Source organism: Pilosibacter fragilis, assembly GCF_032490495.1.
GTDB classification, from domain to species: Bacteria; Bacillota; Clostridia; order Lachnospirales; family Lachnospiraceae; genus Pilosibacter; species Pilosibacter fragilis.
Window position 1 is genome coordinate 195,842 of the sequence record NZ_JAVYJB010000004.1, and the last position, 24,959, is coordinate 220,800.

Here is a 24,959-nt window from a genome sequence, read left to right on the forward strand (position 1 = left end):
TTGACATCTCATAAATGTCAAACAGCCGCAAATGTATAGAGAGGAGACTCGCTGTGGGAAATGTAAGATATCTGGTTTCCGGCGACTGTGCAGTCACCGTGGAATTTGGAAATGAGATCAGTCCGGAGATCAACCGGAAGATCCGCGCGTTCAAGATCGCGTTAGAGAAAGAACAGATCGAAGGAATCGTAGAGACGGTGCCGACCTACCGTTCCCTTCTTGTTGTATACAAGCCGGAAGTGATCCGGTTCTCAGCACTGACAGAAAAGTTTGAAAAGATCCTGTCCTCCATGGGCAGCATCCAGATCCCGCCGCCAACTGTGATCGAGATTCCGGTGCTTTATGGCGGAGAGATGGGACCGGACCTTGCAAATGTGGCAGAACATAACGGACTTACGGAAGAGGAAGTCGTAAAGATCCACTCCTCCGAAGAGTACCTGATCTATATGCTGGGATTTATCGCGGGATTCCCGTACCTCGGCGGCATGGACAAGCGTATCGCGACTCCGCGTTTGAAGAGTCCGCGCGTAAAGATTGAGGGTGGCTCCGTGGGAATCGCCGGAGAGCAGACTGGAATCTATCCGGTGGCATCCCCGGGAGGCTGGCAGCTCATCGGAAGAACTCCGTTAAAGCTGTATGATTCCGAGCGGGAAAAACCGGTACTCCTGGAGTCCGGACAGTACATTAAATTCCGCCCGGTGACGGAAGAAGAGTACAAAGCCATCGAAAAACAGGTGGAGAACGATACATATCAGTATGTAGTATATGATAAGGAGGCGGAGTGATGGGCATTCAGATCATAAACGGCGGATTCCTGACAACGATTCAGGATATGGGACGTTACGGATATCAGGAGACTGGGATGTCCGTGTCCGGCGTCATGGATACCAGGGCAGCGTCACTCGCCAATATTCTTGTCGGAAATGATGCGAACGAGGCAGTCATCGAGATCACAATGATGGGACCGACCATGAAATTTACAGAAGATGAGATCATCGCGGTGACAGGCGGCGACCTCGGGGCCAAGATCGACGGAAAACCGGTGGAGAGATACCGTGCAGTTTTAGTAAAAGCCGGACAGACCTTAAGCTTTATGGGAATGTATGGCGGAAGCCGCGCGTATATCGCCTTTGCGGGCGGGCTCGATATTCCGGTCGTCATGGGAAGCAGATCCACGAACCTTAAATCAAAGGCCGGGGGCTTTGAGGGAAGAAAATTAGGAACCGGCGATGAGATCGCTTTCCGCGCTCCTGCATCCTGGCTCCCGCATATGGCCGAGCGTGTATACGGACTTCCGTCTTACGGTGCAAAGGAATGGACACTCAGAGTCGTTATGGGCCCGCAGGACGACTGTTTTACAGATAAGGGAATCAACACCTTCTTAAACAGCACTTACACGATCTCCAACGAGTATGACCGCATGGGCTGCCGCATGGAAGGCGATGTGATCGAGCATAAAAACGGCGGCGACATCATCACTGACGGCATCAGCTTCGGCGCTGTCCAGGTTCCGTCCCACGGAAATCCTATCGTCATGATGGCGGACCATCAGACCACAGGCGGCTACACAAAGATTGCCAATGTGATCTCTGTGGACCTTCCGGTGCTTGCCCAGTGTATGCCGGGAATGAAGATCCATTTTGAGAAAGTCACGGTGGATGAGGCGCAGGCTCTCTATTGTAAGGAAAAAGAAGAGTTTGACGCGCTTGCGAAGAGACTGAATACCCCGGTGGAACCGGCGGATGATGAGCAGGCGGTGGCGATCGCAGCGGCATCCGAGGCGAACAAGACCGCATGGGTAAAGGCGGGAACCTATAAGATCTCCGTAAATGGAAAAGAGTTTCTTGTGGAGCTTGAAAAAGAGGTTGTGAGATTCCGGTAAAAAATATGGGGATGCAGACCGGAAAATGACCTGATCGGCGAAGCGTTTCAGCAGAATGGGTCGCGGGAAACAGGAAACTTAAGATGCCGGAAACGAAAAGAACGGCATAGGAGAAAGGGGTAACGTAAAATGGGAGATTACAGAACGACAAGACCGGAAGAGATCTGGAAAAAGATCCGTGACGGCGAGATCACAGAACCGACGGCCGGAATGTGCGGGGGATACGCACAGGCAAACCTTGTGATCCTGCCGAAAAAATATGCGGAGGATTTTAAAAAGTTTGCGGAGCGCAATCCGAAACCGTGTCCAATCCTCGAGATCATGGACGGCTCCCCGCTGGTCCATGATATGGGCGAGGGAGCGAATATCGTCACCGATATTCCGCGGTACTTTATCTATAAAAACGGCGTGAAGGTCGATGAAGTGACAGATGCTTCCGAATACTGGCAGGATGATTTCGTTGGTTTTCTTATCGGCTGCAGCTTCTCCTTTGAGGAGGCGCTCTTACAGGCAGGAATTGATGTGCGTCATATCTCCATGGGAAGAAACGTGCCGATGTACAAGACGAACATCGAATGCGAGAAAGCCGGTGTGTTTGAAGGTCCGCTTGTATGCAGCATGCGCCCGATGACGCCGGAGAACGCAAAGAAAGCGGCGGAGATCACGGAGAAGTTCCCGAATGTTCACGGTGGTCCTGTCCATATGGGCGATCCGGAAAAGATTGGCATCAAGGATATCGACCATCCGGACTATGGAGATCCAGTGGAGATCCGCGAGGGTGAAATACCGGTATTCTGGGCCTGCGGCGTGACTCCGCAGGCGGCCATCGAGCGGGCGAAGCCGCCGATCGTCATCACCCACGCTCCGGGTCATATGTTTATCACGAATGTGAAGAACGCGGAGTTGAATGACTATCTGGAGAAAAAGAAACAAGATACGAAATCGCTGTGAAACAGAAGGAATCGCGGCATCGCAGATGCGTGATCAGCTGCCAGCATCGGACATGGCAGATTTTGCCGGACAGATGCGGAAGTGAGATGTTCGGGCCCTCGAGAGTGAGAGGTTCAGGTCACCGAGTCTTCGGGCTCCGGATAGTTGACAGAATCCGAAATCTATGTTATTCTACCAGACGTTAAAACTCGTGTGGATTTTTAGAGAAGAACTTTTTTCGCCACACAATCACCTAAAAGCTTTATGGGTGGTTGTGTGGTTTTTTTGTATGAATGTTTAAAGATTACGTGCTCTTTAGTCACACTTATTTGTGCTTGAAAAGGCGGACTACACATATAAATATTCGGTCATCCGGCAAGCCGGACAGCTCACTCACCTCCCCGTGATTTGTAGGATACCGAGTTCCCTGCAAGAAGAATTATAAAGAAAAAATAGGCTCAGGGGAACATTTTCATAACGTTTTGTGCCTGAGCGAAGCGAAAGGAATGGATATAAATATGAATGAAACTTTCATGAAGGAGAAGCCGATCTTTCCGCTTCTCCTCGGAATGGGAATGCCCATGGTCCTGTCTATGCTGGTGAATTCTCTTTATAATATAGTAGACAGTTATTTTGTTGCCAGGATCAGTGAGAATGCCATGGAAGCATTGTCTCTGGTATTTCCGATCCAGAACTTCATCAATGCCATGGCGATCGGTTTCGGCGTGGGAATCAACGCTCTGATCGCCACAGCGAGAGGTGCCGGAAAGGAGAATGAAGCGCGCCGGGCAGCGACTCAGGGCGTTGTCCTGTCTGTGATCCACGGGATCCTCCTCGCTGTGATCTGTATCGTTATCATGCCAGGATTCCTTGGAATGTTCACAGGCGATCAGGAGGTCATCCGGTACGGTGTGCGCTACGCATCCGTTGCATTCCTGTTTTCACCAATCATCATGGCAGGATTAGCCTTCGAGAAGATCTTTCAGGCAGTGGGGCGGATGAAGGTCTCCATGATCGCCCTGCTCGGCGGTTGCATCACAAATATTATCCTGGATCCGATTTTAATCTTTGGACTGGCATTCTTTCCGAAAATGGGAATCTCCGGAGCGGCGATCGCCACAGGTGTGGGGCAGCTTATTTCGCTCATAGTTTACCTTGTCTTCTATTTTAAAGGACCGGTTCCGGTAAAGCTGGAAGCAAGGTATAAGATTCCAGGTGGAAATACGATGAAGAAGCTCTACGGGATCGGGATCCCGGCAATCCTTAATCTGGCGCTGCCCTCCGTCATGATTTTTGTGTTAAACGGTCTGCTGGCGCAGTATTCCAGAAGCTATGTGGTCATTCTGGGAATCTACTATAAACTGCAGACTTTCCTCTATTTCCCGGCCAGCGGCATTATCCAGGGGATGCGCCCGGTGATCGGCTACAATTTCGGTGCCGGAGAGCGGGAGAGGGTTGCAAAGATCTACAAGACAACGCTTGCCATGACCGGTGTGATCATGGCGGCGGGTACGCTGCTCTGCCTTACAATCGCCAATACGCTGATCGGAGCCTTTACGGACAATGTGGAGACTATCATAGCGGGCGGCACTGCTCTCCGGATCATCAGCGCCGGATTTATCGTCTCAACGGTCTCCGTAACGGCATCCGGAGCCCTCGAGGGAATCGGCATGGGCGTCCAGTCCCTGGTGATCTCATTGCTCCGCTACATCGTGGTCATCCTTCCATCCGCTTTTATTTTATGTCATTTGTTTGGCGGCGGAGCAGTCTGGAATGCGTTCTGGATCACGGAGTTTTCGGCAGCAGTTGTAGCTGAGATCGTATATCGGGGAACGATAAAGAGGACCATGCCAAAACCACGATAAAATATAGGTTTTTCGGAAAAATTTAATCGAAATTTTGAAGAAAAACGGTTGACACACCCGGCCATGTATAATATAATGTATAACTGTGACATCGGTTGAAAATGCTGTAGCCAAAGCCCCGGAGACAGTATTTTACGATAAAGGAACATTGATTGATTTAGTACAAACAGGAGGTCAACCCATGAAGAGCTTTATGGCTAGTCCAGCAACAATTGAGAGAAAATGGTACGTAGTTGACGCTACAGGATATACATTAGGTCGTCTGACATCAGAAGTAGCAAAGATCTTAAGAGGAAAGAACAAACCGATCTACACTCCGCACATCGACTGCGGCGATTACGTGATCGTAACAAACGCTTCCAAGATCAAAGTTACAGGTAAGAAGTTAGACCAGAAGATCTACTACAGCCACTCCGACTATGTAGGCGGAATGAAAGAGACAACTTTAAGAGAAATGCTCGAGAAGAAGCCGGAGAAGGTTATCGAGTTAGCAGTTAAGGGAATGCTCCCGAAGGGACCTTTAGGAAGAAGCATGATCACAAAACTTCACGTTTACGCTGGCCCGGATCACGAGCAGGCAGCACAGAAGCCGGAAGTTTTAGAAATCAAATTTTAATTAGAGGTCTGAAAGGAGGAAATTCATAATGGCTAGCACAAAATATTACGGAACAGGCAGAAGAAAAAAATCTATCGCAAGAGTATATCTTGTACCGGGAACAGGTAAGATCACAATCAACAAGAGAGATATCGATGAGTACCTTGGTCTTGAGACATTAAAGCTCATCGTTCGTCAGCCGTTAGCAGCAACAGAGACAGCTGATAAGTTCGACGTTATCGTTAACGTTCGCGGCGGCGGAGTTTCCGGACAGGCAGGCGCTATCCGTCATGGTATCTCCAGAGCTCTGCTTCACGCAGACATCGAGTACCGTCCGGTATTAAAGAAAGCTGGTTTCTTAACAAGAGATCCGCGTATGAAAGAAAGAAAGAAGTACGGTCTCAAAGCAGCTCGTCGCGCTCCGCAGTTCAGCAAGCGATAATCGACTGCTCAGACTATATCAAAATGGTTCAAAAACCCCGGAAAATCAAGGTTTTCCGGGGCTTTCTTATACCTAAACGGGCTGATATAGTTTGACCTCATTTGACCAAACGAGAGCCATTTTCACTGGAGTTTTAGTGGTTAAATATAGGACGACCGCCAAAAATGGGGTCAAAAAACGGCCTTAGTGGTTAAAAAATAGGACAACCAGAGAGCAATTTCGGGGGTATTTTTGAGGGTGATTTGGCACTCTCAGACACCGGATTTTTCGCTGGAGGGTTTGGCATAATCTGACCAAATCTGAACAATTAAATACGATTCTAATGCAGGCACTCAGTAACAAATAACAGGGTGATTTTTGTCATGGTGGGAAAAGATTCCGGCATCAGGAAGGGCCATCACTTTACATAGCTAAACAGTTTGCGGATGAACGGTTTTGAGCTATGATACTATGGAATCTGTAGGTAATATCTGATAGAAATAGTAAGAACAGCGATATAAATCTGGATTTGGAGGTGTGTTGCAATGCCAGCTTTGAAAGGATTAGAATGGACGTTTGATACAGTTTCGTCTACATATGAGAAGTCACGTCCTGGTTATGTAAAAGAATTGTATCAAACATTGCTTGACTATATTCCTATTAACGAAAATAGCAATGTGGTTGAGGTGGGAAGTGGTGGAGGCCAAGCAACGGCTCCAATTTTAGCAACTGGATGTCAATTGACAGCAGTAGAATGTGGAAAACGATTTTCTGAATTGTTAAAAGATAAATTTAATGAGTATCAAAAATTTTCAGTCATTACAGGTAAATTTGAAGATACAGTGTTTGAGGACAATACCTTTGATTTAGTATTTTCTGCAACTGCCTTTCATTGGGTACCAGAGAAAATCGGATATGAAAAAGTATTTTCTATGCTGAAAAATGGTGGTGCTTTTGCACGTTTTGCGAACCATCCGTATCGTGATAAAGAAAATGTAGAGCTTTCACAAGAAATAGATAAGATTTATGACCTGTATTACAATAAGTATTACAATAAAGAACGTGAAACAATATCTGGATATACGGAACAGCAGGCAAAAGAGATAGCAATGATTGCAAGCAAATATGGTTTTTCAGATATTAGATATGAGTTATTTTATCGAGAACGAGTATTTTCCGCAAATGAATATATTGAACTTCTTGGAACATATTCAAACCATATTGCAATTGAAGAAAGTATAAGAACAGAGTTCTTTGCTAAAATTAAAGAAGCAATTAACAACCATGGTGGTATAATAAAAATCCATGATACTATTGATTTACAATTAGCGAGAAAATGTTAAATTCAAGTTTGTCGGATTGAAATAGGGCTACCGCAATCCCACTGGCTTTAGAGCTGACTTGAAAAAGTAAATTCCAGTGCAAAAGTAAATTCCACCGCTCTTTTAAAAGTTGCTTATAATCTAGTGATTTTTAAGAAGATGTTTGACAGTGTAAACCAACAGGTCGCGGACATATCCGTACAGGTAGGACAGACCCCACAGGGATGGAATGGCAGTATTTTCAATATGATTGAGAATCTGTCAAACTCCATCATGGTGCCGATTGCAGGTGTGATCCTGGCTATCGTTATGACCGTAGACCTGATCCAGATGATTGCAGACAAGAACAACCTGCATGATGTGGATACCTGGATGATTTTCAAGTGGGTGTTCAAATCAGCTGCCGCCATCCTCATTGTCACAAACACATGGAATATCGTGATGGGCGTTTTTGATATGGCGCAGAGCGTGGTGGCGCAGGCGGCAGGGATTATCAATTCGGATGTGGCCGGACGGAATCTGCCGCGTATCGGACAGCCACTACACAAAGACCATCCAGTTTCAGGACATCAACTATCAGCTTTCCCAAAACGAAGATAAGACGGCAATCTTTGAGGGTTGGTGGATTTCCTCAATTATTTTGACAGCTCGATTCATTTCCAGCTGTCTTTTTTGAACCTTGCGGCATCGGAGGAGACCTTTGCTAACTCCATTTCAATCCCGCACAAAGGTTATTCCAGCGTCTTTCCATTCCTTAAGATGGGCGCGGACTGCTGCCTCGCAGACACCATCTTTATGAAGTGCCACTGCTGCTTTATAATTGATTCCGTCCATGATTACATGGGCATGACATTCTCCGAACATTGCTTTCGCCTTCTTTTTCTATCTGTTTTTCCAGTTATGCATTTTTTTCAAAAGAAATAAAGACAAGGGAACTGATGAACAACATATACGGGTAAAACAACCTTGGCAGAATATCAAATGCACTGACTGTCTCACCCAGGCCGGAAGCCGCTGAGATGGCAACCAGCATCTGTGCTCCATAAGGAAGAATTCCCTGAAAGATACAGGAAAATGTATCCAGAATAGATGCTGCTTTCTTATTGCTGATTCCGTAGTTTCCTGACATTTCTTTTGCAATTGGATTTGCCATAACAATTGCGACTGTATTATTCGCCGTTGCAATATCCATCAGACCTACCAACAGACCCATGCCAAGGAGTCCGCCTTTTCTCCCTTTAAACACTTTTTTTATCCAATATAGCAGAGCAGCAAATCCACCATATTCTTTGATCAGTGCACAGATAGACGCTACCAGAATGGCAACCATGCTGGTTTCAAACATGCCTGCTGCCCCGTCTCCCATATTTCCAAGCAAATCCGTCGGCACGATCATCCCTGTCGCAATCATGATGATGGAGCCACTTATGATTCCTGTAATCAGTACCAGGAACACATTTAAGCCAAGAATACCTCCCGCCAGTACCAGTATATAAGGAATGGCCTGTATCAGATGATATTCTTCCTGCACAACTCCGCCACTGTAATTTTTCACAGACAGACTGTAAATAATCACCAGACTGACAATTGCTGCCGGAAGTGCAATGAAAAAGTTTTCCTTAAATTTATCTGTCATCTTACAACCCTGTCCATTACATGCGGCAATTGTCGTATCAGAGATAAAGGACAGATTATCCCCAAACATTGCACCACCCATGACTGTCGCAATACAAAGCGGCAGGTCAAACCCCGATGCTCGCGACACGGCTATTCCAATCGGGGTAATTAAAGTAATGGTTCCTACGGAAGTCCCCATTGCAAGTGATACAAAACAACTTACTACAAAAAGCACCACAACCGCGAACTGAGGCGGTATCAGTGACAGAATAAAATATGCCACACTGTTTGCTGATGTTCTTCCAACAACACCCACAAAAATTCCAGCCAGCATAAATATAATGATCATGGTAATAATGTTCGGATCGCTGATTCCAACTCCCATTATTTTCAGTTTATCATTCAGGCTTAATTTCCGGTTTTGCAGACATGCAACAAGCAGTGCAAGCAAAAATATAATCACAACAGGAATTTTGTAAAATCCCATCTCGATATTCAGGCCATATTCAAACAGAATCCCCAGTCCCAGATATAAAACCACAAACACCGCGATAGGCAATAAGGCTTTTGCGTTTCTTTTTTCCATTTCTTAATCCCTCTCAACCCCTTTTATTTATCCCAAACTATACCATGCCATGATACCGCAAATGCCTTAAAAAATCAATGACCCTACTTCCAGTGAATCACTGCTTCCACCGAATCCGTATACTGATCATCAGTGATGGACTTGTAACGGGAGTCGTCATACCAGTCGGTGAAACCGTTGTCAATTTTGTAAATATTTCCAGTTTCAGTGTCCACGATGCGCTCGTAACCCAGGGTAGCGTCACTCTGTTTCTGGCTCATAATATCCTGGCTCCGGTTCCGGTTTTCCCAGGAAGACATGATGCTGTCGGACATCTCACTGGCTGACTGGCTGAGAGACTGGGAGGTAGAGGCCGCCTGATTGCTCTGGGACATGGCAAAGCTCTGGAACTCCGGCGTATAATTAAGACTGCTGAGAACTTTATTCAAAGTAGGCTGCCAGTCCTGAAAGCTTCCCTTTTCTGCACTGAGGACTGTCAGATTATAGACAGAATAATATCCCATTCCCGTGCCCATGGCAAAGGGAACCACATCCGCCGTGAACATTCCTTCTCCCGTTGTGCCATTCTGTGTAAAATCCGCCCGAAGAATGGAGGGGGAAATAGCAACGCTGCTCATTCCCTGAGTACTTTCAAAGCTCTCTGTCACAGAAAAATCTGCAATGTACGGTGTCTGAATATCCGCATAGTCAGCAGTTGCATTCATTGCGTCTGCAAACTGTGGGAATATTTCAAAGACTCCCTGTGTCGATACATTCATAAGAATGGGACATTTTCCAAACAAATCACTGGAAAGCGCCATCATCGCCCGGGAATTTTCATCTGAAAATAATGGTTCCATTTTTAGCATAAAGAAAATCTGATTTACCGGATTCTCCGGATCAAAAACATGAATTGCATGAAACATACCGGTGTACATGGCAGAAGATTTCACGCTCCAGCCTTCCGGAATATTCATACTGAATTCTGTACAGCTATAAGGCACCAGCTCCTGAGCAGACGCCAGCGGAACGACTGTCCAGCTGTCCTCTACCGATGCTGCTGTGCTGGAGGCTGTTTGCTCACCCTCTTCTTCATCCGGTGCAGTCACAGCTGCTACGCTTCCTGGCCGTTCAAATACCATCTCTGTATCGGCATTTGCCAGCATCAGCACACCGTCCTCCAGGAGATCCAGAGTCATGGCAGTTCCCATCTCTTCCAGATCCTCCTTGCCGACAGTCATACCGTTATAGGTCACGCTCACAAGCTCCCATGTTCCTGCCGCAGTGTCTGCGGCAGCAGTCGTTACAGTATCCACTGCGGCATCCGTTCCCACATTTGATACGCCCTGTCGGCGTTGCTGCGAAAATGCGGTTGCCACAGGAAAGGACAAGCACATTTGAAGCAGCAGGAAAACAGGGCTGTGATTGTGTGGCGTAGAGCCGCAAGCGCAGGGCTGGTTTCGTCAGCAAACAGGGCGTATATGAAAACCCCCGTCCCTCGTCCTACGCCGAACTTGTGGACACACTCCCGCAAAAATTGAAATGATCGAGAAGCCATTTTAGGGCTTTCCCGCCTTGATTACCCATCAGCAAAGGCGGGTGGTACTGTCAACGGCGGCGCAATTTTTGCGCCGTTCATCTTGAACGTTGACTGGCTCGGCTGACTTTGCTATGTTATAGCTTCAAAGCATTTTGGGGACATTTTTCCACGCATTTCATGCACAAAATACATTCTGTTGCGTTTTTCTTATTTCGGGAATTGCATGGAACTTCTACATTCATTGGACATATCTTTTCACACTTTCCGCACGAAATACATTTCTTCTTGTCGACTTTGATGCGAAAAAGCGAAAAATAACTCATCGGTTTCAAAAAAACTGTAATTGGGCAAATATATTTGCAAAAAGCTCTGTTATCTTTACATTTGTAGGCTATAGCAATTCCAACGGCATAGTAGAGAATATTTCCAATGATGAAGCTCCGCCACATAATTTCCTCTTTGTTTGGGACTTTAAGAATAAAGAGCAGACTCACAAATACGAGAGAAGCTCCGAAAACAAAATAGCGGATCATTCCCCATTGCTTGCGTGGACTGGAAGGTTCCTTGAACGGAAGCAAATCTAAAACCATTGCTGTCCAACAAGCATAACCACACCACCCACGCCCAAATAGCAAAGGACCAAATATTTTTGCAACAACATAATGAATTGTAGCGGCTTCAAATACACCGAGGAAAAGATAATACCAGAAGCCCTCTATCTGCATATTTTCTCGACAAAGAAACCCCAGATACACAATCATATACAGACCAACAGCAAATTGTACTACATTCCGGGCATATTTTTTCTTCTTCCCATATAATACCAATCCAACAGCAATCGCAGTGCCAATATACGAGAAATTGAAAAGATAGAATATATTATCTAACGCAAACCATAATGTCACCGCAATCACTTCAAAAACGAGCCACATAACAAACGGCGGTAAATATTTTCTAATCAACATTTGATTCCTCCGCTTGTTCCATCATCTTTTTTGCAAGTGTTTGAAACTGCTTGATGGTTTCCTCGTCCATCGGAAGAAGCTGCCCAATCTGTCCGGCAATCATAGCAGTTACATCGTCTATACTGTTTTTTAACAGATTGACATTGCACTCTTGCACGCCGGTCAGGTTGGATACGCTTTTTTGTACCCTAGCTTGGCAGGCCGCACAAGTCATGCCTGTGACATTGTACTTTTCCTGCATATTGAAACCTCCTTCTCTGGAAAGTGGAATACCCATACGGGATATAGGTCTCTCCGGTTCTCAGTATAGTCCCGCAAGGAGGTTCTGTATTTCCCGTTCAGAAGAATTTTTGTCCCAAATGGAAGCGTTTCTGAAAGTCGATCCGTCATAAACGCTGCAAGGGCATCCCTTCCAACTTCATGTGATATTGTTCCAGCACATCTTTCAGCGTGATCTCTTGCATTCTTTGTTCCGCTGTTTTTTGAATGTCCAAGTAAAAATCCCGCAGCACCAGTTGGATATTTATACCCACGCCACAGGCAGGATTGGTGTGGATGTCCTGATGGAGCAGGGGCTTGTTGCCCTCCACTGCCCGATAGGCATCCAGCAGAGTGATTTTCTCCGGATCACGAGCCAGAGCGGGTCGGGGATGTCCCTTCACACTGACCAGCAGCCCTCCTTTACGCAGGGCGGACATGAGCTGGCGCACATAGGCAGGATTCGTCTGAATGCTCTCTGCCAGCTTGTTACTGGTCAGGTCGCAGTCTGGGTACAGAGCAATAAAAGCCAGAATATGAACAGCATCGCTAAGGCGGGTGGGATATTTCATGGACTGATCTCCTTTTTTCTTTGATGTTATTTTTATTATAACAGCATATTGACAGCAACGCAAGAGGATGCTAAAATGATTTGAAGTAAGAATAAAAATAACACCCACTCGAAAGGAATGGTGACAATGAACTTCTATGATGATTTGGTCATGCAGACCCAGATGAATTATTCCAGGCACTATCCTATCTATGCTTCCGGCAGTACGCCTTATCAGCTGACTGACAAAAAGCCGCTGCCGTATAGCGAACAGATCCATCGTTTGGTACAGGAGGTAAAGGAAGCTGACTGTGTGGTAGTGGGCGGGGCCTCCGGTCTGTCCGCTGCCGGTGGCGGAGATTTTTACTACGAGGACAACGACTCCTACCGGAAATACTTCCGGCCTTTTGCGGAGAAGTACCACTTCAAAGGTGCTTTTGCAGGGATGATGCATCCCTGGAAGACAAGGGAAGAGTATTGGGGGTATCTCGCCACATTCCTTCACACCACCCAGACCGCACCTGTGCGTCATCCTTATCTGAATTTAGACGCTTTGCTGAAAGGCAAGGACTTCTTCATCCTCACCACCAACCAGGATACCCAGTTTGTCAAACTCTACCCGGAGGAGAAGGTGGCAGAGATCCAGGGGGATCACCGGTTCTTCCAGTGTGCTGCCTGCTGCACCGATGACACCTGGGATGCGGTAAAGCCAGTGGCTGATATGGTGGCCGCTATGGGGGATGGCACGAAGATTCCCATCGATCTCATTCCCCGGTGCCCTCACTGCGGCGGTGAGGCATTCCCCTGGGTGCGGGGATATGGAAATTTCCTGCAAGGAAAGAAATACGAAGAACAGTACGAAAAAATTTCTCGCTATGTGCTGGAACACAAAGACAGTAAGATTCTGTTTCTGGAACTGGGCGTTGGCCGAATGACTCCCATGTTTATCCAGGAGCCTTTCTGGAACCTGACCCTCAGTTTCCCCCATGCCCGGTATATCGGCGTCAACGACAAGTATGACTTCCTGCCCAAGCAGTTGGAGGACAAGGGCATGACCATTGTGGCCGACATTGCTCAAGTGCTGCGGGATGCACGGGACACCATGGGCAGTGGAGATAACGATCAATGAAGGTTGGAAACCAAGCGGTGCTTCAGGAACTTGCCGAGCGTATTGCTCAAGCAGATGCCGTTGTGATCGGAGGAGGCTCCGGCCTGTCAAGCGCAGCTGGATACGACCACTACCATTGGTCCCCGGCACTTTCGGAGGCATTGGCTCCCTTTCGGGAACAGTATGGATTTACCTCCCCACTGGCTGGATTCTACCATTGCTTTTCCAGCTATGGGGAACAGTGGGGATATTATAGTCAATATATCCGCTTCATGTGGGAGGCCCCCACGGGGCAGCCATATCTGGACCTGCAGGCACTTGTTGCGGACAAACCTGCTTTTGTGTTGACCACGAATGTGGATCAGCAGTTTTTTCGGGTATTTCCCCAGAAACAAATTTGCGCCTTTCAGGGAGACTTTAGCTACTGCCAATGCAGTCAGCCCTGCCGGGATGATATTTGGGAAAACCGCGAGCTGGTGAAGGAGCTGACTGGTTGCTTGGCAGGTGTTCGCCTGCCGGAGGAAGCTGTTCCTCGCTGCCCGGATTGCGGGCGGGTGCTGGTGCCTTGGGTACGAGATGATACCTTCCTGGAGGGAACCTTCTGGCAGGATAGTCTGCACCGCTACCATAGATTCCTGCGACGCTGGATAATGGATCAGTCCGACAAAAAAGTCCTGCTGTTGGAACTTGGCGTGGGTGAGATGACGCCCAGTATCATCAAACTACCCTTCTGGGAACTTACTGCCAAAAACGAAAACGTCTTTTATGCATGTCTTAATCGAGAGTCATCTCATAGGCCAGAGCATCTGCGGGGACGCAGCCTGTATCTGCAAGGAGATTTGACGGAAACTCTAGCTGCCCTCCGGCAGGAGCGATCCATCGCAGCAACCATAAAATAGAAAGGGGCGAACGAATATGATAGATTGGAACCCTATTGCGGAAAAATTCAGAGAAGCGGACGCTATCTTGATCGGGGCCAGTAACGGCCTGTCCATCACCGAAGGATTGCATTTGTTTGCAGATAATGCAGCCTTTGATGAATTGTTTGGAGATTTCAAACAAAAATACGGATTACATTGTATTTTGCAGGGCATGATGGCTGGATGGCCCAGCGAGGAGGAAAAATGGGCCTTCTGGGCCCGGCTCGTCCATCATTACTGCGGGCAGTACCAGCCTACGCCGGTGATGAACGATTTGAAGGCCATTGTGGGAGAGAAAGATTACTTTGTCGTCACATCAAACGGAGAAGGTCACTTTGAACTGTGTGGCTTCGATCCGACGAAAATCTATGAGATTGAGGGCAACTGGTTTACGATGCAGTGTGCCCGCCCCTGCCACGACACCCTCTATCCTAGTCTGGAGGTGGCCGAAAAATTATCGGCTGCCGAACAGGTCGGCCATGTGCCTACAGAATTGGTGCCGCGCTGTCCCAAGTGCGGCGGTCCCATGGAGATCCACATGGGTGCGGGTCAGAGAATGATTCCGGATACCGCTGCCCAGGCACGGTTCCAAAACTTTCTGAAAATCTACCACGGGAAGAAACTGGTGGTTTTGGAGCTGGGCATTGGCTGGCGCAATCAGCTGATCAAGGCCCCGATGATGCGCCTGGTGGCCAGCGAGCCAAACGCCACTTATGTGACCCTCAATCTTGGTGAGATCTACATTACGGACAATATCAAAGAAAAGTCCTTCGGTCTGGACGGGCGACTGGATGAGCTGCTGCCTGCTCTCCGGGAGGCGTGCGAGGCATGAAGTTTGTGGGGACCGTAATCATCTATGCCTATTTGCAGGCGGTGGGAGTTATCAACTCTCATGAATCAGGTTGCTTCCTGAATCCTTTGCAGCAGTAGAAAATGCAGAAAATAAAACGCCGGGAAGTTGACTCAAATTGTCAATGCCTCCCGGCTATTATCTTGCAGATTAATATAGTTAGAATCATGGTATATATTTCATTCCCCATTGAGAAATGGCGTAAAAGACCGGCAACAGATCCCGTCCTTTCTCGGTGAGGGAGTATTCCACCCGTAGGGGCATTTCATTATATTGGATGCGCTGGATCAATTCATCCGATTCCAGCTCCTTCAGGGCGTTGGTCAGAGCTGTGTTGGTGATGGGCTTGAGAACTTTTTTCAGTTCCCCAAACCGCATGGGACACTTGATGCATAGTTCATAGAGAATTTGGAGTTTCCATTTGCCCTGCAGCATTTGAACCACCGGCGTGACCGGGCAGTTTCCATCATCGGTTAGAATGACACTGCCAACCTTTTCTTTGAATTCTTCATAAGTCATGATTGGATTTTTCCTCGTCTTTTGCAGTATATTTTTTGACACCAGGTACAAATAATTTGCGTACTTGAACAAAAATTGCTATTAGGTATAATAAATATATCACTAGTTGGCCGAGCAGTCAACGACTGAAATTTCTTAGAAAGGTCTGAATGACATGAAAGAACTGAACATTATGGAGGCTACTGTTCTGACCTCCCCCAATCCGCTGACACTGATCTGCTCTAAAAAGGAGGACGGTTCTACGAACCTGGCTCCCATTTGCTTTGTGTCTTACCTCTCCTTCAACCCACCCATGGTGGGCTTCGCCACTGGAAAACAGTCCCACACCGGTAAGCAGGTACGAGAGACCGGAAAGGTGATTGTCACCGTTCCTGGCGAGAGTCTTGCCCAGACGGTGATGGCCTGCGGAGCGTCTACCGGTGCCAAGACCGACAAGGTGGCCGCCAACAACATCGAGATGATGGCTGTGGAGGGCAGTGACATCCAGATTCCGGTGGATACTCGTCTGGCGATGGTGGCCACCCTGCAGCAGTCGGTGGAAGTTGGCGACCATATCCTGCACATCTGTCAGGTGGACAAGTTCCTGGGCGATGAGGACAAGAAGGGGCTGTATGCCTGGAACGGCTTCGGGAAAGTTGCGCCTGCGGTAGAAGGCTAAATCTCAAAACGGAAAGGAGGCGTTAGCGGTGACTGTTTGTATTAAAGACTGTATTCAGAACATGAATCTGGTGATCGGCTGTACTATTGGTTGCAGCTACTGCTATGCCAGAAACAATGTCCGCCGGTTTCACATGATCGATGACTTTGAAAAGCCGGAGTTTTTTCCCAATAAGCTGCGGCTGATGGAGAAAAAGCGCCCACAGAATTTTCTGCTCACCGGCATGAGCGATTTTTCCCACTGGAAGCCAGAGTGGCGGGAACAGATATTTGCCAAGATGACTGAAAATCCACAGCACCAATATCTGTTTTTGACCAAGCGACCGGAGGATATTGTGTTTTCCACTACCCTGGAGAATGCTTGGTTTGGTGTAACTGTTACCTCCAGTAAAGAGAAAAACCGTATCCGGACTTTGCGGGAGCATATCCATGGCGGACACTATCATGTGACCTTTGAACCTATGTTTGATGATGTTGGTATGGTGGACCTTACCGGAATTGAGTGGATCGTCATTGGGACTGAGACCGGACATAGGAAGGGCAAATCTATATCGAAACCGGAATGGGTGTGGAACCTGACACATCAGGCCCATGCGCTTGGCATCCCTGTATTCATGAAGGAAGATCTACTTCCTATCATGGGAGAAACACATATGGTACAAGAATTTCCCCCGGCTTTTTACCGGGTATTGGAGGAACAGAAGACATGGCGGAAGTGAAAGATAGCAGCATTCTGATTCAGGATGTAGAAACCAAAAATATTATGACAAAATCCAACCTGCCGGTGGGCGGCTATTCCGTCAATCCTTATGTGGGCTGTACCCATGGCTGCAAATACTGCTACGCCTCGTTTATGAAGCGATTTACCGGGCACACCGAACCGTGGGGTACATTCCTGGATGTGAAGCATTGGCCGGCAATCAAAAATCCGCAAAAGTACAAAGGGCAGCGCATAGTCATCGGTTCTGTGACCGATGGCTATCTGCCCCAGGAGGCTCAGTTTCAGAACACCCGAAAGCTTCTTGAGCAGCTTCGGGGCAGCGAGGCGGAAATTCTCATCTGTACCAAGTCAGACTTGGTAATCCGTGATATCGACCTTCTGAAAGAACTGGGAAAGGTCACGATTTCCTGGTCGATCAATACGCTGGACGAGGATTTCAAAAACGATATGGACCATGCCGTCAGCATCAAGCGGCGGCTGGATGCCATGAAGCAGGTTTATGACGCAGGTATCCGCACCGTGTGCTTTATCGCACCGGTTTTTCCCGGTATCACGGATTTTGAGGCTATCTTCCATCAGGTCAGAAACCAATGCGACCTGATATGGTTAGAAAATCTAAACCTGCGAGGCGGATTCAAAAAAGACATCATGGACTATATTTGTAAAAAATATCCTGACTTGGTTCCGCTGTACGACGCTATCTACAACAAGAGAGACAGAAGCTACTTCCGTGGTTTGGAGGATCAAGCGGAACGGCTGGCGAAAGAAAACAGCTGTCCCTTCGTGGACAACGAGCTGCCCTACGGTCGGGCAGAGCCTGGGCACCCGGTCATTGTGGATTACTTTTACCATGAGGAAGTGCGTGGCTCGGAAAACACCGGGCGACGCAACCACAAAAAATAATTTGTGAAATAAAAGGGTTCTGACATGGAGCTGTGCTTCAATGTCAGAACCTTTTTTTCAGCCCATTTGGAGGCTTCTGTCCGCTTTACTAAACCGACATGAGCATAAACGACAGCGTCCCGGTTCATAATGATTGGGACGCTGCTTATTATATCATTGTATTATGCGAACTCATTCCTCGAACAGATACAGAAGATATCCGTAACCCTCTGCTTTCATCTTTGCGTAAGGCACAAAGCGCAGGGCCGCACTGTTGATGCAGTAGCGCACGCCATTGGGGGACTCCGGATCGCCGGTGAACACATGACCAAGGTGAGAATTTCCGGAACGGCTTCTGACCTCTGTACGGCGCATGCCGTGGCTCAGGTCCTCCAGTTCCACCACGGCAGGCTCTTCAATGGGCTTTGCGAAAGCCGGCCAGCCGCAGCCGCTCTCGTACTTATCCGTGGAGGAAAAGAGCGGCTCGCCGGTGACGACATCCACATAGATGCCCTTTTCAAACTTATCCCAGAACTCGCCTGTGAAAGCGCGCTCTGTGCCGCTCTCCTGCGTAACACGGTACTGCTCCGCCGTCAGCTTGTCCCGGATGGATTCCGCCGCGGGCTTCTGATAGTCGCCCGGATCGATGCGCAGCCGGGAAAACAGCTCCATCTCCGCGCGCGGGATGTGGCAGTAGCCGTTCGGGTTCTTTTCGAGGTAGTTCTGGTGGTACTCCTCGGCGGGGTAATAGTTCTTGAGTGGACCTATCTCCACGAAGAACTTTTCACTGCGTCCCCGCTCGATTTCCGCGATGCGCTCCACCGTTTCCTCCGCGCTTTCGTTGGTGTAATAGACACCGGTCTGATACTGACTGCCCCGGTCGTTGCCCTGCCGGTTCTCCACCGTGGGGTCGATCACATAGAAGTAGGCCAGCAGCAGGGCGTCGAGACTCACCTGTCCGGGGTCATACTCCACCCGCACGGTCTCCCGGAAACCGGTGTTCCCTTTGCAGACGGTCTTGTAATCGGCATCCGCCTCGCAGGTGCCGTTGGCATAGCCGCTCTCGGCATCAATGACGCCGGGGATGGACTGCATCAGCTGTTCCATTCCCCAGAAGCAGCCGCCCGCCAGATATATGACATTTTCCGTGGTATCCATATACATGCTTCCTTCACCAGACATATCAGAGGGCTGTCCGGTCATTTCCTTCTCGTCCGTTTTCTGCGGCATATTTTTCTGCCCGGCGGCGCAGCCGCTCAGCAGCAGTACCGCGGTGAGCAGAAGCGGCAATACTCTCCGATACATGGTGTATCCTCCTTCCTGAGAAGATAAATTCGTTTGTCAGCCCATATCGGCGGCAAGAGCCTGGTCGATGAGCTTTTGCAGCGTCTCCGCCTGCTTCTTTTCCGTGATGGCGCCCACGATGGGTTCACCCACGATATTGCCGCTGCGGTCGACCACATAGGTGGTAGGATAGGCAAAGATGTTGGAGGTAAACTTTCCCGCCTCACCGTCGGAGTCAAAATACACATTCTGATAGGTGGCGCCCTTCTTGGCAAGCACATCCTTCGCCTCGGAAATTGCCGTTTCGTCGCCGTCCAGCGTGAAGGTGTTAACGCCGATGAGGGAGCCGCCCTTCTCTGCCAGTTCCTTGTTCAGCGCATCCAGCTCGGAAAGCTCGCCTACGCAGGGATTGCAGGTGGTGAACCAGAAATTCACCACGGTGACGGCGTTGGCGGAGAACAGCTCGTCGCTCTTCACCGTGTTGCCATCCAGGTCCTTGCCCTCAAAGACAGGGAATTTCTGCATGCTGCCGTCATCAGGCGGCGTGGTCATGTCGCTGCCCGCGGGCACGCTCATAGCGCCATCCATGGATTTCTGCATGATCTCGGGATACTTATCTTCCAACTCGGTCAGCCTGTTTTCAATATTGCTGATCTCCGTGGCTGACTCCTTCAGCCACTCATACTCCTTGTCGGTGAACTGCTCTTTAGCAGCCTCGACGGTATCCAGCAGGAAGTCGCCGTAGTTTTTCCCGTCCTCGATCATGGCCATGCCCTTGTCAGCCTCCACAAAGACCTTTTCCCACAGCTCGGCATTTTCCGACAGGATCGCGTTCTCCTGCTCCAGCAGCTCCTTGTGCAGGGCGAGCGCCTCATCGGCGTTTTTCGGCTCGCCAGTCATGGCGGAGCCGTTGCCGCTCATGTCGCCCATCTTGTCATTGTTCTTCATGCCGCAGGCCGCCAGGGCCAGCACCATCAGCACGGCAAAAGCCAGTGCAAAAATTCTCTTCCTGTTCATTTTGATTCCTCCATCGTTGTTTTCTTTGTTGTTTCTTTCCCGTTGCCGAAGCCGTAGCGGAAGCACACGGCGCTCGTCGGACAGGCGTGGATGCACATTCCGCAGCGGATGCACTCGGTATGGTTGGGCGTTTTCGTCACATCCACATCCATCTTGCAGGCTCTGGCGCATTTCCCGCAGGAAACGCACTTATTCTTATCCACCTTCATCTGGAAGAGGGACACCCGATTGAACAGCGCGTAGAACGCGCCCAGCGGGCAGAGCCACTTGCAGAACGGTCGGTAGAACAGTACGCTCAGCGCAATCACCGACAGCAGGATGCTGAATTTCCATGTAAACAGCTTGCCCAGCGCCGCCCGGATGCCGGAATTGGCAAGGGACAGTGGGATGGCTCCCTCCAGCACGCCTTGGGGGCAGAGGTATTTGCAGAAGAACGGGTCTCCCATGCCAACATCGTTCACAAGGAACGCCGGCAGCAGGAAAACCATCACCAGCAGGACAGCGTATTTCAGGTATGTCAGCGGCTTCAGCCTCTTTGTGGAAAGCTTCTTAGTGGGGATTTTGTGCAGCAGCTCCTGAACCCAGCCGAAGGGGCATAGAAAGCCGCAGATAAAGCGCCCCAGCAGCACGCCCAGCAGAATGAGAAAGCCTGTGATATAGTAGGAGAAGCTGAACTTGGAAGACCCCACCACAGCCTGAAACGCCCCAATGGGGCAGGCCCCGGACGCCGCAGGACAGGAGTAGCAGTTCAGCCCCGGCACGCAGACGGTCTTCCCCGCCCCCTGATACAGTCCGCCCTTGAGAAAGTTCGGCAGGTGCAGGTTGGTCAGCAGCGTCGCCCCCGCCTGAATCCAGCCCCGGAAGCGGGACATGGTCTGTGAAACGCCTGAAAACTTTTTACCCAATTCCCACACACTCCAGACATAATTTGATTGCTTTGCTCAGCACTGTCGCCGCCTCGCCCCGCCAGACACCGAAGCACAGCATGGCGGCTCCGGCCATCAGCAGCACGATCTGCGCCGCTGCCTTTTTCCTACAGCTCATTTTTCATCACCCTTTCCGATTTTCTGCCCCTATCATAGCGTGAGAGAGTTAAAGTCTCTGTTAAGAACGAAAACTTAACGCAAACCTTATCTGTTTTTGCTATAATGAAAGCAACACAAAAATGAAGAAATAAAAAGGAGGGCTCTTATGCACCTTTTAGTAATTGAAGATGAACGCGCCCTGTGCGAGACCATCGTTCGCAGCCTGCGGCGGCTGGCCTACAGCGTGGACTACTGTTATGACGGCGAAAAGGCGCTGGCGCTTCTGGGCGTGGAACGATACGATCTGGTGCTTCTTGATCTGAATCTGCCGAAAAAAGACGGCATGACGGTGCTGCGCACCCTGCGGCAGACCGACCGGGAGACGCGGGTGCTGATCCTCTCTGCCCGCAGCGAAGTGGAGGACAAGGTGCAGGGGCTGGATGCCGGGGCGAACGACTATCTCGCAAAGCCCTTCCACCTCGCCGAGCTGGAGGCCCGCATCCGCAGCCTGACATTGCGTCAGTTCACCCAGCAGGATGTGCTGCTAAGCTGCGGAGGCCTGACCTTTGACACCCGCTCCCGTACCGCCACCGTCAACGGGCAGACGCTGACGCTCACCCGGAAGGAAACGGGGATACTCGAATACCTGATGGTGCATCAGGGGCGGCCCGTGAGTCAGGAGGAGCTGATGGATCACGTTTGGGACAACAGCGTGGACAGCTTCAGCAATTCCATTCGCGTCCACATCTCCGCCCTGCGCAAAAAGCTCCGCGCCGTGCTGGGCTATGACCCCATCCGCAACCGCATCGGCGAGGGCTATCTGATGGGAGGCGAGGAAGCATGAAGCGTCTTTCTTTGCAGTGGCGCATCACGCTGATGACCGTCCTGCTCATCGGCATCACCTGCGTGGCCATGAATTTGCTGCTGTGCTCCTCCGGTGTGTACTATATGGATACCATTGCGGACAGCTTACAAGGCGGCACGGTGATCCTGAATGATGGCGGAGCGGCGAGCTTTGATCCGCAGCTCATAGCGCCCAACGAGGAGTTGACCATCGTCGTCGATGGGGTGCAGGGGCGCTTCCGCACCACCAACTGGTACATCACGACGGCGGTAACGCTGCTCAGCGGCATCCTCGCCTATTTCGTCAGCGGACGCGCTCTCAAGCCCCTGCGCAGCTTTACCTCGCAGGTGGAGCAGGTGCAGCTGAACAATCTTGCCGATATGAGGATCGATGAAGACGCTATTTCGGAGTTCCGGCAGCTGAGCCGCTCGTTCAACCAGATGCTGGAGCGGCTGAACAACGCCTTTTCCGCCCAGCGGCAGTTCACCGGCAACGCCGCCCACGAGCTGCGCACGCCACTGGCACTAATGCAGGCGCAGTTGGAGCTGTTTTCCGCGGAGCATCCTGATGTGCGACCGGAGACGGCGGAGTTCCTCACGCTTTTGCGTGAGCAGACGGAACGGCTGATACAGTTGACCAGGACACTGCTGGAGATGAGCAATCTGCGGCAGGTGGAGCGGAACGAGCGGATCCAGCTCGCTCCCATGATCGAGGAGATCTTCACAGATCTTGCGCCGCTCTCAGATAAGCTCGGCGTCACGCTGACGGCGGAGGGCGACGGCATTATGACCGGCAGCGATGCACTGATCTACCGGCTGATCTTCAACCTGACGGAGAATGCTGTCAAGTACAACCGGCCGGGCGGCTCGGTACGGGTTTCTGTCACTCAGGAGTTGGAAAAGCTCCTGCTCCGCGTCTCCGACACCGGCTGCGGCATCCCGGAGGTGTATCAGCGCAGTATCTTCCAGCCCTTCTTCCGGGTGGACAAGTCTCGCAGCCGGGAATACGGTGGCGCAGGACTGGGGCTCTCACTGGTATGGGAGATCGCCGACCTCCACGGCGGCTCCGTTTGGGTGGAGAAAAGTTCGGAGAAGGGCACTACCATTGCGGTGGGGTTGCCAACGCAACAATCAACGAAGCCTTAAAACCCTTTTATTCGTTTTTCGCCGCTTCGCTTGCCGCCCTGCTGCGTTCCTCTCCGTATGGGGCGGTCAGCCTGTTTTTGAGGTCGGTGTTGTGATATAATGCGTTTTTTCCGGCTCTACACAGGAATCAGCGAGCTTCGTCCCTCGTGACCGCTTTTTCTCTGAGCGGATGGAAGAATCGCCACAGATTATTACGCTGAATTACATGAAGAGGCACTCCAGCTGCCGGAGGATGCTGGTGACGAGGACGAAGAAGTGGATGTCAACGAGGACTACGAAGCAGAATCGGACGATGAACCTGTCTGATTAAGGCAGTGTTGACCTGTGGGGCGGCTGAGAGGCCGTCCCTTTTACATAGCTAAATGGTTTGTGAATGAACTATTTTGAGCTATGAAGCTATGGAATCGGTAGGTGATATCTGGTAAAATAGGAGGTAAGAACAGCGATGCAAATCGGAATTTGAGGAGGTGTTCATATGAAGAGAGCATTGCTTTTTATTTTCATGACGGTTTGTGTATTAGGAATGTCCGCCTGCAGCAGCAAAGACGCCATGCCAGAAACATCAGATTCTACCAGCAATCCGGTTCAGAATACAGATATCAGTAATCTGAATGGAGGAAAAATCTGGTCTGAACAAGATATTGTGTCGATGTTCTCTCTTGTGCAAGAAACAGATTGGGAATACATAGACTGTGTTTTAATTCCAGATCATGCTAGTGACCGTGTTGGTGCAGTACTCTTCCGGAACGATAAGGAGCAAACAAGCAATGTTGCGTTCTTTGATGCAGACGGATACTTTCAACAGTATGGCACATATGCAAGAATGTCTGACGAACCTGATTTTCAGTATCTCGGAGGTGGTGCGGTAACATTTAGGCTGGAAACAGAAGATGGTATAATCTATAACTACACGATCACAATCTCGATCGATGACAGTAATGTGAATTTTAAAGCGGAAGATGATTTGCCAAAATAAATTCAAGTTTGACGGAGTAATGGATATGAAAATCCGAGAAGTGAACGAAAATAAAAAGCAATTTATATCATTATTGTTATTAGCTGATGAACAGGAGAGCATGGTTGATCACTATCTTGAAAAAGGTACTATGTATGTACTTGAAGATGGTAATGTAAAAGCTGAATGTGTTGTCACCGATGAAGGTAACGAAATACTTGAAATCAAGAATATCGCAGTCGATCCGGAAAATCAGGGAAAGGGCTATGGGAAAGCATTGATTGACTTCCTTGCAAGTAAATATGCAGATGAATATTCTATTTTGCAGGTTGGAACAGGTGACAGCCCGTTAACCATACCGTTTTATGAAAAATGCGGATTTGTCCGCTCTCACAATATTCCGAATTTCTTTACGGACAATTATGACCACCCAATTTATGAGGGCGGTGTACAGTTGATAGATATGATATATTTGCAAAGATGTTTATAACTTCCAGTTTTATTGACCAAGAAATCAAGGAG

The 24,959-nt window shown here is 49.3% G+C and carries 28 protein-coding genes and 3 pseudogenes; 20 read left to right on the top strand and 11 right to left on the bottom strand.

Translation table 11 applies throughout. From position 1 onward, the window contains the following. Positions 1-53: 53 nt before the first annotated feature. The 9 genes and pseudogenes from pxpB to ABCW45_RS05260 form a co-directional block, all read left to right on the top strand. Complete coding sequence (gene pxpB / locus ABCW45_RS05220) at positions 54-785, top strand: 5-oxoprolinase subunit PxpB (RefSeq protein ID WP_117485512.1); 732 nt, start codon at positions 54-56, stop codon at positions 783-785. Further along, positions 785-1,882, top strand: coding sequence for a 5-oxoprolinase subunit C family protein (locus tag ABCW45_RS05225; RefSeq protein WP_343220436.1), 1,098 nt, complete (start codon positions 785-787; stop codon positions 1,880-1,882). Before pxpB ends, ABCW45_RS05225 begins: the two co-directional genes overlap by 1 nt. A 129-nt stretch (positions 1,883-2,011) precedes the next feature. After that, the gene (locus ABCW45_RS05230; protein WP_118321750.1) at positions 2,012-2,833 is read left to right on the top strand and encodes a putative hydro-lyase; all 822 of its coding nucleotides are present in this window, start codon (positions 2,012-2,014) and stop codon (positions 2,831-2,833) included. Positions 2,834-3,330: 497 nt separating this feature from the next. Beyond that, positions 3,331-4,677, top strand: a complete 1,347-nt coding sequence (locus tag ABCW45_RS05235; RefSeq protein WP_118513701.1) for an MATE family efflux transporter — start codon at positions 3,331-3,333, stop codon at positions 4,675-4,677. A gap of 181 nt (positions 4,678-4,858) precedes the next feature. Next, positions 4,859-5,293, top strand: a complete 435-nt coding sequence (gene rplM, locus ABCW45_RS05240) for a 50S ribosomal protein L13 (protein WP_015553390.1) — start codon at positions 4,859-4,861, stop codon at positions 5,291-5,293. A 28-nt stretch (positions 5,294-5,321) separates the two neighbouring features. Further along, entirely contained in the window at positions 5,322-5,714 is a 393-nt protein-coding gene (gene rpsI / locus ABCW45_RS05245) for a 30S ribosomal protein S9 (protein WP_021905542.1), read from the top strand. 524 nt (positions 5,715-6,238) lie between these two features. After that, positions 6,239-7,036, top strand: a complete 798-nt coding sequence (locus ABCW45_RS05250) for a class I SAM-dependent methyltransferase (RefSeq protein WP_117485902.1) — start codon at positions 6,239-6,241, stop codon at positions 7,034-7,036. 138 nt (positions 7,037-7,174) lie between these two features. Beyond that, positions 7,175-7,525: pseudogene (locus ABCW45_RS05255) on the top strand (VirB6/TrbL-like conjugal transfer protein, CD1112 family); the annotation flags it as partial. Next, a pseudogene (locus tag ABCW45_RS05260) lies at positions 7,515-7,747 on the top strand (hypothetical protein); the annotation flags it as partial. The pseudogenes ABCW45_RS05255 and ABCW45_RS05260, both read left to right, overlap by 11 nt. Here ABCW45_RS05260 and ABCW45_RS05265 read toward each other — a convergent pair. The 6 genes from ABCW45_RS05265 to ABCW45_RS05295 all read right to left on the bottom strand — a co-directional run bounded on the left by ABCW45_RS05265 (position 7,730) and on the right by ABCW45_RS05295 (position 12,532). Beyond that, a complete protein-coding gene (locus tag ABCW45_RS05265) occupies positions 7,730-7,879 on the bottom strand; it encodes a hypothetical protein (RefSeq protein WP_015553394.1) in 150 nt (49 codons plus the stop codon). The pseudogene ABCW45_RS05260 and the gene ABCW45_RS05265 sit on opposite strands and share 18 nt — an antisense overlap. 34 nt (positions 7,880-7,913) lie before the next feature. Next, positions 7,914-9,218 (bottom strand): Na+/H+ antiporter NhaC family protein, encoded by a 1,305-nt coding sequence (locus tag ABCW45_RS05270; protein WP_015553395.1) that lies wholly within the window; start codon positions 9,216-9,218, stop codon positions 7,914-7,916. Between the two features lie 83 nt (positions 9,219-9,301). Then, the gene (locus ABCW45_RS05275) at positions 9,302-10,531 is read right to left on the bottom strand and encodes a hypothetical protein (protein WP_343220437.1); all 1,230 of its coding nucleotides are present in this window, start codon (positions 10,529-10,531) and stop codon (positions 9,302-9,304) included. Between the two features lie 340 nt (positions 10,532-10,871). After that, complete coding sequence (locus tag ABCW45_RS05280) at positions 10,872-11,702, bottom strand: 4Fe-4S binding protein (RefSeq protein WP_343220438.1); 831 nt, start codon at positions 11,700-11,702, stop codon at positions 10,872-10,874. Further along, the gene (locus ABCW45_RS17910) at positions 11,692-11,943 is read right to left on the bottom strand and encodes a cation transporter (protein ID WP_425518590.1); all 252 of its coding nucleotides are present in this window, start codon (positions 11,941-11,943) and stop codon (positions 11,692-11,694) included. Before ABCW45_RS17910 ends, ABCW45_RS05280 begins: the two co-directional genes overlap by 11 nt. Positions 11,944-12,088: 145 nt before the next feature. Next, a complete protein-coding gene (locus ABCW45_RS05295; protein WP_117505192.1) occupies positions 12,089-12,532 on the bottom strand; it encodes an Rrf2 family transcriptional regulator in 444 nt (147 codons plus the stop codon). Between the two features lie 126 nt (positions 12,533-12,658). Here ABCW45_RS05295 and ABCW45_RS05300 point away from each other — a divergent pair, with 126 nt between their 5' ends. From ABCW45_RS05300 to ABCW45_RS05315, 4 genes and pseudogenes are all read left to right on the top strand, one after another. Beyond that, the gene (locus tag ABCW45_RS05300; RefSeq protein ID WP_199537942.1) at positions 12,659-13,639 is read left to right on the top strand and encodes an SIR2 family NAD-dependent protein deacylase; all 981 of its coding nucleotides are present in this window, start codon (positions 12,659-12,661) and stop codon (positions 13,637-13,639) included. Next, positions 13,636-14,517 (top strand): SIR2 family NAD-dependent protein deacylase, encoded by an 882-nt coding sequence (locus tag ABCW45_RS05305; RefSeq protein WP_343220439.1) that lies wholly within the window; start codon positions 13,636-13,638, stop codon positions 14,515-14,517. Before ABCW45_RS05300 ends, ABCW45_RS05305 begins: the two co-directional genes overlap by 4 nt. Positions 14,518-14,533: 16 nt before the next feature. Then, positions 14,534-15,370 (top strand): SIR2 family NAD-dependent protein deacylase, encoded by an 837-nt coding sequence (locus tag ABCW45_RS05310; RefSeq protein ID WP_343220440.1) that lies wholly within the window; start codon positions 14,534-14,536, stop codon positions 15,368-15,370. Then, a pseudogene (locus ABCW45_RS05315) lies at positions 15,361-15,468 on the top strand (DNA-3-methyladenine glycosylase I); the annotation flags it as partial. The gene ABCW45_RS05310 and the pseudogene ABCW45_RS05315, both read left to right, overlap by 10 nt. 85 nt (positions 15,469-15,553) lie before the next feature. On the opposite strand, the gene ABCW45_RS05320 reads toward ABCW45_RS05315, so the two are convergent. Beyond that, positions 15,554-15,907, bottom strand: a complete 354-nt coding sequence (locus ABCW45_RS05320; protein WP_015553402.1) for a winged helix-turn-helix transcriptional regulator — start codon at positions 15,905-15,907, stop codon at positions 15,554-15,556. Between the two features lie 154 nt (positions 15,908-16,061). Between ABCW45_RS05320 and ABCW45_RS05325 the strand changes: the two genes are divergently transcribed. From ABCW45_RS05325 to ABCW45_RS05335, 3 genes are read left to right on the top strand one after another with little or no spacing between them, the layout of a single operon-like run. After that, on the top strand, positions 16,062-16,565 hold the full coding sequence (locus ABCW45_RS05325; protein ID WP_117484735.1) for a flavin reductase family protein: 504 nt from the start codon (positions 16,062-16,064) through the stop codon (positions 16,563-16,565). A gap of 28 nt (positions 16,566-16,593) precedes the next feature. Further along, positions 16,594-17,283 carry a radical SAM mobile pair protein A gene (locus ABCW45_RS05330; RefSeq protein ID WP_343220441.1) on the top strand — a complete coding sequence of 230 codons (690 nt, stop codon included), beginning with the start codon at positions 16,594-16,596 and terminating at the stop codon, positions 17,281-17,283. Continuing rightward, positions 17,271-18,188: a radical SAM mobile pair protein B gene (locus tag ABCW45_RS05335; protein WP_343220442.1), complete on the top strand. Its 918-nt coding sequence runs from the start codon at positions 17,271-17,273 to the stop codon at positions 18,186-18,188. The genes ABCW45_RS05330 and ABCW45_RS05335 overlap by 13 nt, the downstream gene beginning before the upstream one ends. Before the next feature lie 171 nt (positions 18,189-18,359). Here ABCW45_RS05335 and msrB read toward each other — a convergent pair whose 3' ends face one another. The 4 genes from msrB to ABCW45_RS05355 are packed head-to-tail and all read right to left on the bottom strand — an operon-like array spanning position 18,360 to position 21,512. Then, on the bottom strand, positions 18,360-19,472 hold the full coding sequence (msrB, locus tag ABCW45_RS05340; RefSeq protein WP_343220443.1) for a peptide-methionine (R)-S-oxide reductase MsrB: 1,113 nt from the start codon (positions 19,470-19,472) through the stop codon (positions 18,360-18,362). Positions 19,473-19,508: 36 nt separating this feature from the next. Further along, positions 19,509-20,468, bottom strand: coding sequence for a TlpA disulfide reductase family protein (locus ABCW45_RS05345; RefSeq protein WP_343220444.1), 960 nt, complete (start codon positions 20,466-20,468; stop codon positions 19,509-19,511). Then, positions 20,465-21,340 carry a 4Fe-4S binding protein gene (locus tag ABCW45_RS05350; protein ID WP_343220456.1) on the bottom strand — a complete coding sequence of 292 codons (876 nt, stop codon included), beginning with the start codon at positions 21,338-21,340 and terminating at the stop codon, positions 20,465-20,467. Before ABCW45_RS05350 ends, ABCW45_RS05345 begins: the two co-directional genes overlap by 4 nt. A gap of 25 nt (positions 21,341-21,365) precedes the next feature. Continuing rightward, positions 21,366-21,512 carry a CD1871A family CXXC motif-containing protein gene (locus tag ABCW45_RS05355; RefSeq protein WP_015553408.1) on the bottom strand — a complete coding sequence of 49 codons (147 nt, stop codon included), beginning with the start codon at positions 21,510-21,512 and terminating at the stop codon, positions 21,366-21,368. 147 nt (positions 21,513-21,659) lie between these two features. Here ABCW45_RS05355 and ABCW45_RS05360 point away from each other — a divergent pair, with 147 nt between their 5' ends. The 4 genes from ABCW45_RS05360 (at position 21,660) to ABCW45_RS05375 (ending at position 24,927) form a co-directional block, all read left to right on the top strand. Continuing rightward, positions 21,660-22,337, top strand: coding sequence for a response regulator transcription factor (locus ABCW45_RS05360; protein ID WP_117470973.1), 678 nt, complete (start codon positions 21,660-21,662; stop codon positions 22,335-22,337). After that, complete coding sequence (locus ABCW45_RS05365; protein ID WP_343220445.1) at positions 22,334-23,482, top strand: sensor histidine kinase; 1,149 nt, start codon at positions 22,334-22,336, stop codon at positions 23,480-23,482. Before ABCW45_RS05360 ends, ABCW45_RS05365 begins: the two co-directional genes overlap by 4 nt. Before the next feature lie 475 nt (positions 23,483-23,957). After that, on the top strand, positions 23,958-24,458 hold the full coding sequence (locus ABCW45_RS05370; RefSeq protein ID WP_343220446.1) for a hypothetical protein: 501 nt from the start codon (positions 23,958-23,960) through the stop codon (positions 24,456-24,458). Between the two features lie 25 nt (positions 24,459-24,483). After that, positions 24,484-24,927: a GNAT family N-acetyltransferase gene (locus ABCW45_RS05375; RefSeq protein WP_055191805.1), complete on the top strand. Its 444-nt coding sequence runs from the start codon at positions 24,484-24,486 to the stop codon at positions 24,925-24,927. Positions 24,928-24,959: the final 32 nt, after the last annotated feature.

Coding starts and splice junctions, on each gene's coding strand:
- msrB (WP_343220443.1), bottom strand. CDS start 19,472: ATGTATCGGAGAGTATTGCCGCTTCTGCTCACCGCGGTACTGCTGCTG.
- ABCW45_RS05355 (WP_015553408.1), bottom strand. CDS start 21,512: ATGAGCTGTAGGAAAAAGGCAGCGGCGCAGATCGTGCTGCTGATGGCC.
- ABCW45_RS05365 (WP_343220445.1), top strand. CDS start 22,334: ATGAAGCGTCTTTCTTTGCAGTGGCGCATCACGCTGATGACCGTCCTG.
- ABCW45_RS05345 (WP_343220444.1), bottom strand. CDS start 20,468: ATGAACAGGAAGAGAATTTTTGCACTGGCTTTTGCCGTGCTGATGGTG.
- ABCW45_RS05250 (WP_117485902.1), top strand. CDS start 6,239: ATGCCAGCTTTGAAAGGATTAGAATGGACGTTTGATACAGTTTCGTCT.
- rplM (WP_015553390.1), top strand. CDS start 4,859: ATGAAGAGCTTTATGGCTAGTCCAGCAACAATTGAGAGAAAATGGTAC.
- ABCW45_RS05360 (WP_117470973.1), top strand. CDS start 21,660: ATGCACCTTTTAGTAATTGAAGATGAACGCGCCCTGTGCGAGACCATC.
- ABCW45_RS05305 (WP_343220439.1), top strand. CDS start 13,636: ATGAAGGTTGGAAACCAAGCGGTGCTTCAGGAACTTGCCGAGCGTATT.
- ABCW45_RS05325 (WP_117484735.1), top strand. CDS start 16,062: ATGAAAGAACTGAACATTATGGAGGCTACTGTTCTGACCTCCCCCAAT.
- ABCW45_RS05295 (WP_117505192.1), bottom strand. CDS start 12,532: ATGAAATATCCCACCCGCCTTAGCGATGCTGTTCATATTCTGGCTTTT.
- ABCW45_RS05225 (WP_343220436.1), top strand. CDS start 785: ATGGGCATTCAGATCATAAACGGCGGATTCCTGACAACGATTCAGGAT.
- rpsI (WP_021905542.1), top strand. CDS start 5,322: ATGGCTAGCACAAAATATTACGGAACAGGCAGAAGAAAAAAATCTATC.
- ABCW45_RS05350 (WP_343220456.1), bottom strand. CDS start 21,340: ATGTCCCGCTTCCGGGGCTGGATTCAGGCGGGGGCGACGCTGCTGACC.
- ABCW45_RS17910 (WP_425518590.1), bottom strand. CDS start 11,943: ATGCAGGAAAAGTACAATGTCACAGGCATGACTTGTGCGGCCTGCCAA.
- ABCW45_RS05370 (WP_343220446.1), top strand. CDS start 23,958: ATGAAGAGAGCATTGCTTTTTATTTTCATGACGGTTTGTGTATTAGGA.
- ABCW45_RS05230 (WP_118321750.1), top strand. CDS start 2,012: ATGGGAGATTACAGAACGACAAGACCGGAAGAGATCTGGAAAAAGATC.
- ABCW45_RS05310 (WP_343220440.1), top strand. CDS start 14,534: ATGATAGATTGGAACCCTATTGCGGAAAAATTCAGAGAAGCGGACGCT.
- ABCW45_RS05270 (WP_015553395.1), bottom strand. CDS start 9,218: ATGGAAAAAAGAAACGCAAAAGCCTTATTGCCTATCGCGGTGTTTGTG.
- ABCW45_RS05265 (WP_015553394.1), bottom strand. CDS start 7,879: ATGTTCGGAGAATGTCATGCCCATGTAATCATGGACGGAATCAATTAT.
- ABCW45_RS05375 (WP_055191805.1), top strand. CDS start 24,484: ATGAAAATCCGAGAAGTGAACGAAAATAAAAAGCAATTTATATCATTA.
- ABCW45_RS05320 (WP_015553402.1), bottom strand. CDS start 15,907: ATGACTTATGAAGAATTCAAAGAAAAGGTTGGCAGTGTCATTCTAACC.
- ABCW45_RS05335 (WP_343220442.1), top strand. CDS start 17,271: ATGGCGGAAGTGAAAGATAGCAGCATTCTGATTCAGGATGTAGAAACC.
- ABCW45_RS05280 (WP_343220438.1), bottom strand. CDS start 11,702: ATGTTGATTAGAAAATATTTACCGCCGTTTGTTATGTGGCTCGTTTTT.
- ABCW45_RS05300 (WP_199537942.1), top strand. CDS start 12,659: ATGAACTTCTATGATGATTTGGTCATGCAGACCCAGATGAATTATTCC.
- ABCW45_RS05235 (WP_118513701.1), top strand. CDS start 3,331: ATGAATGAAACTTTCATGAAGGAGAAGCCGATCTTTCCGCTTCTCCTC.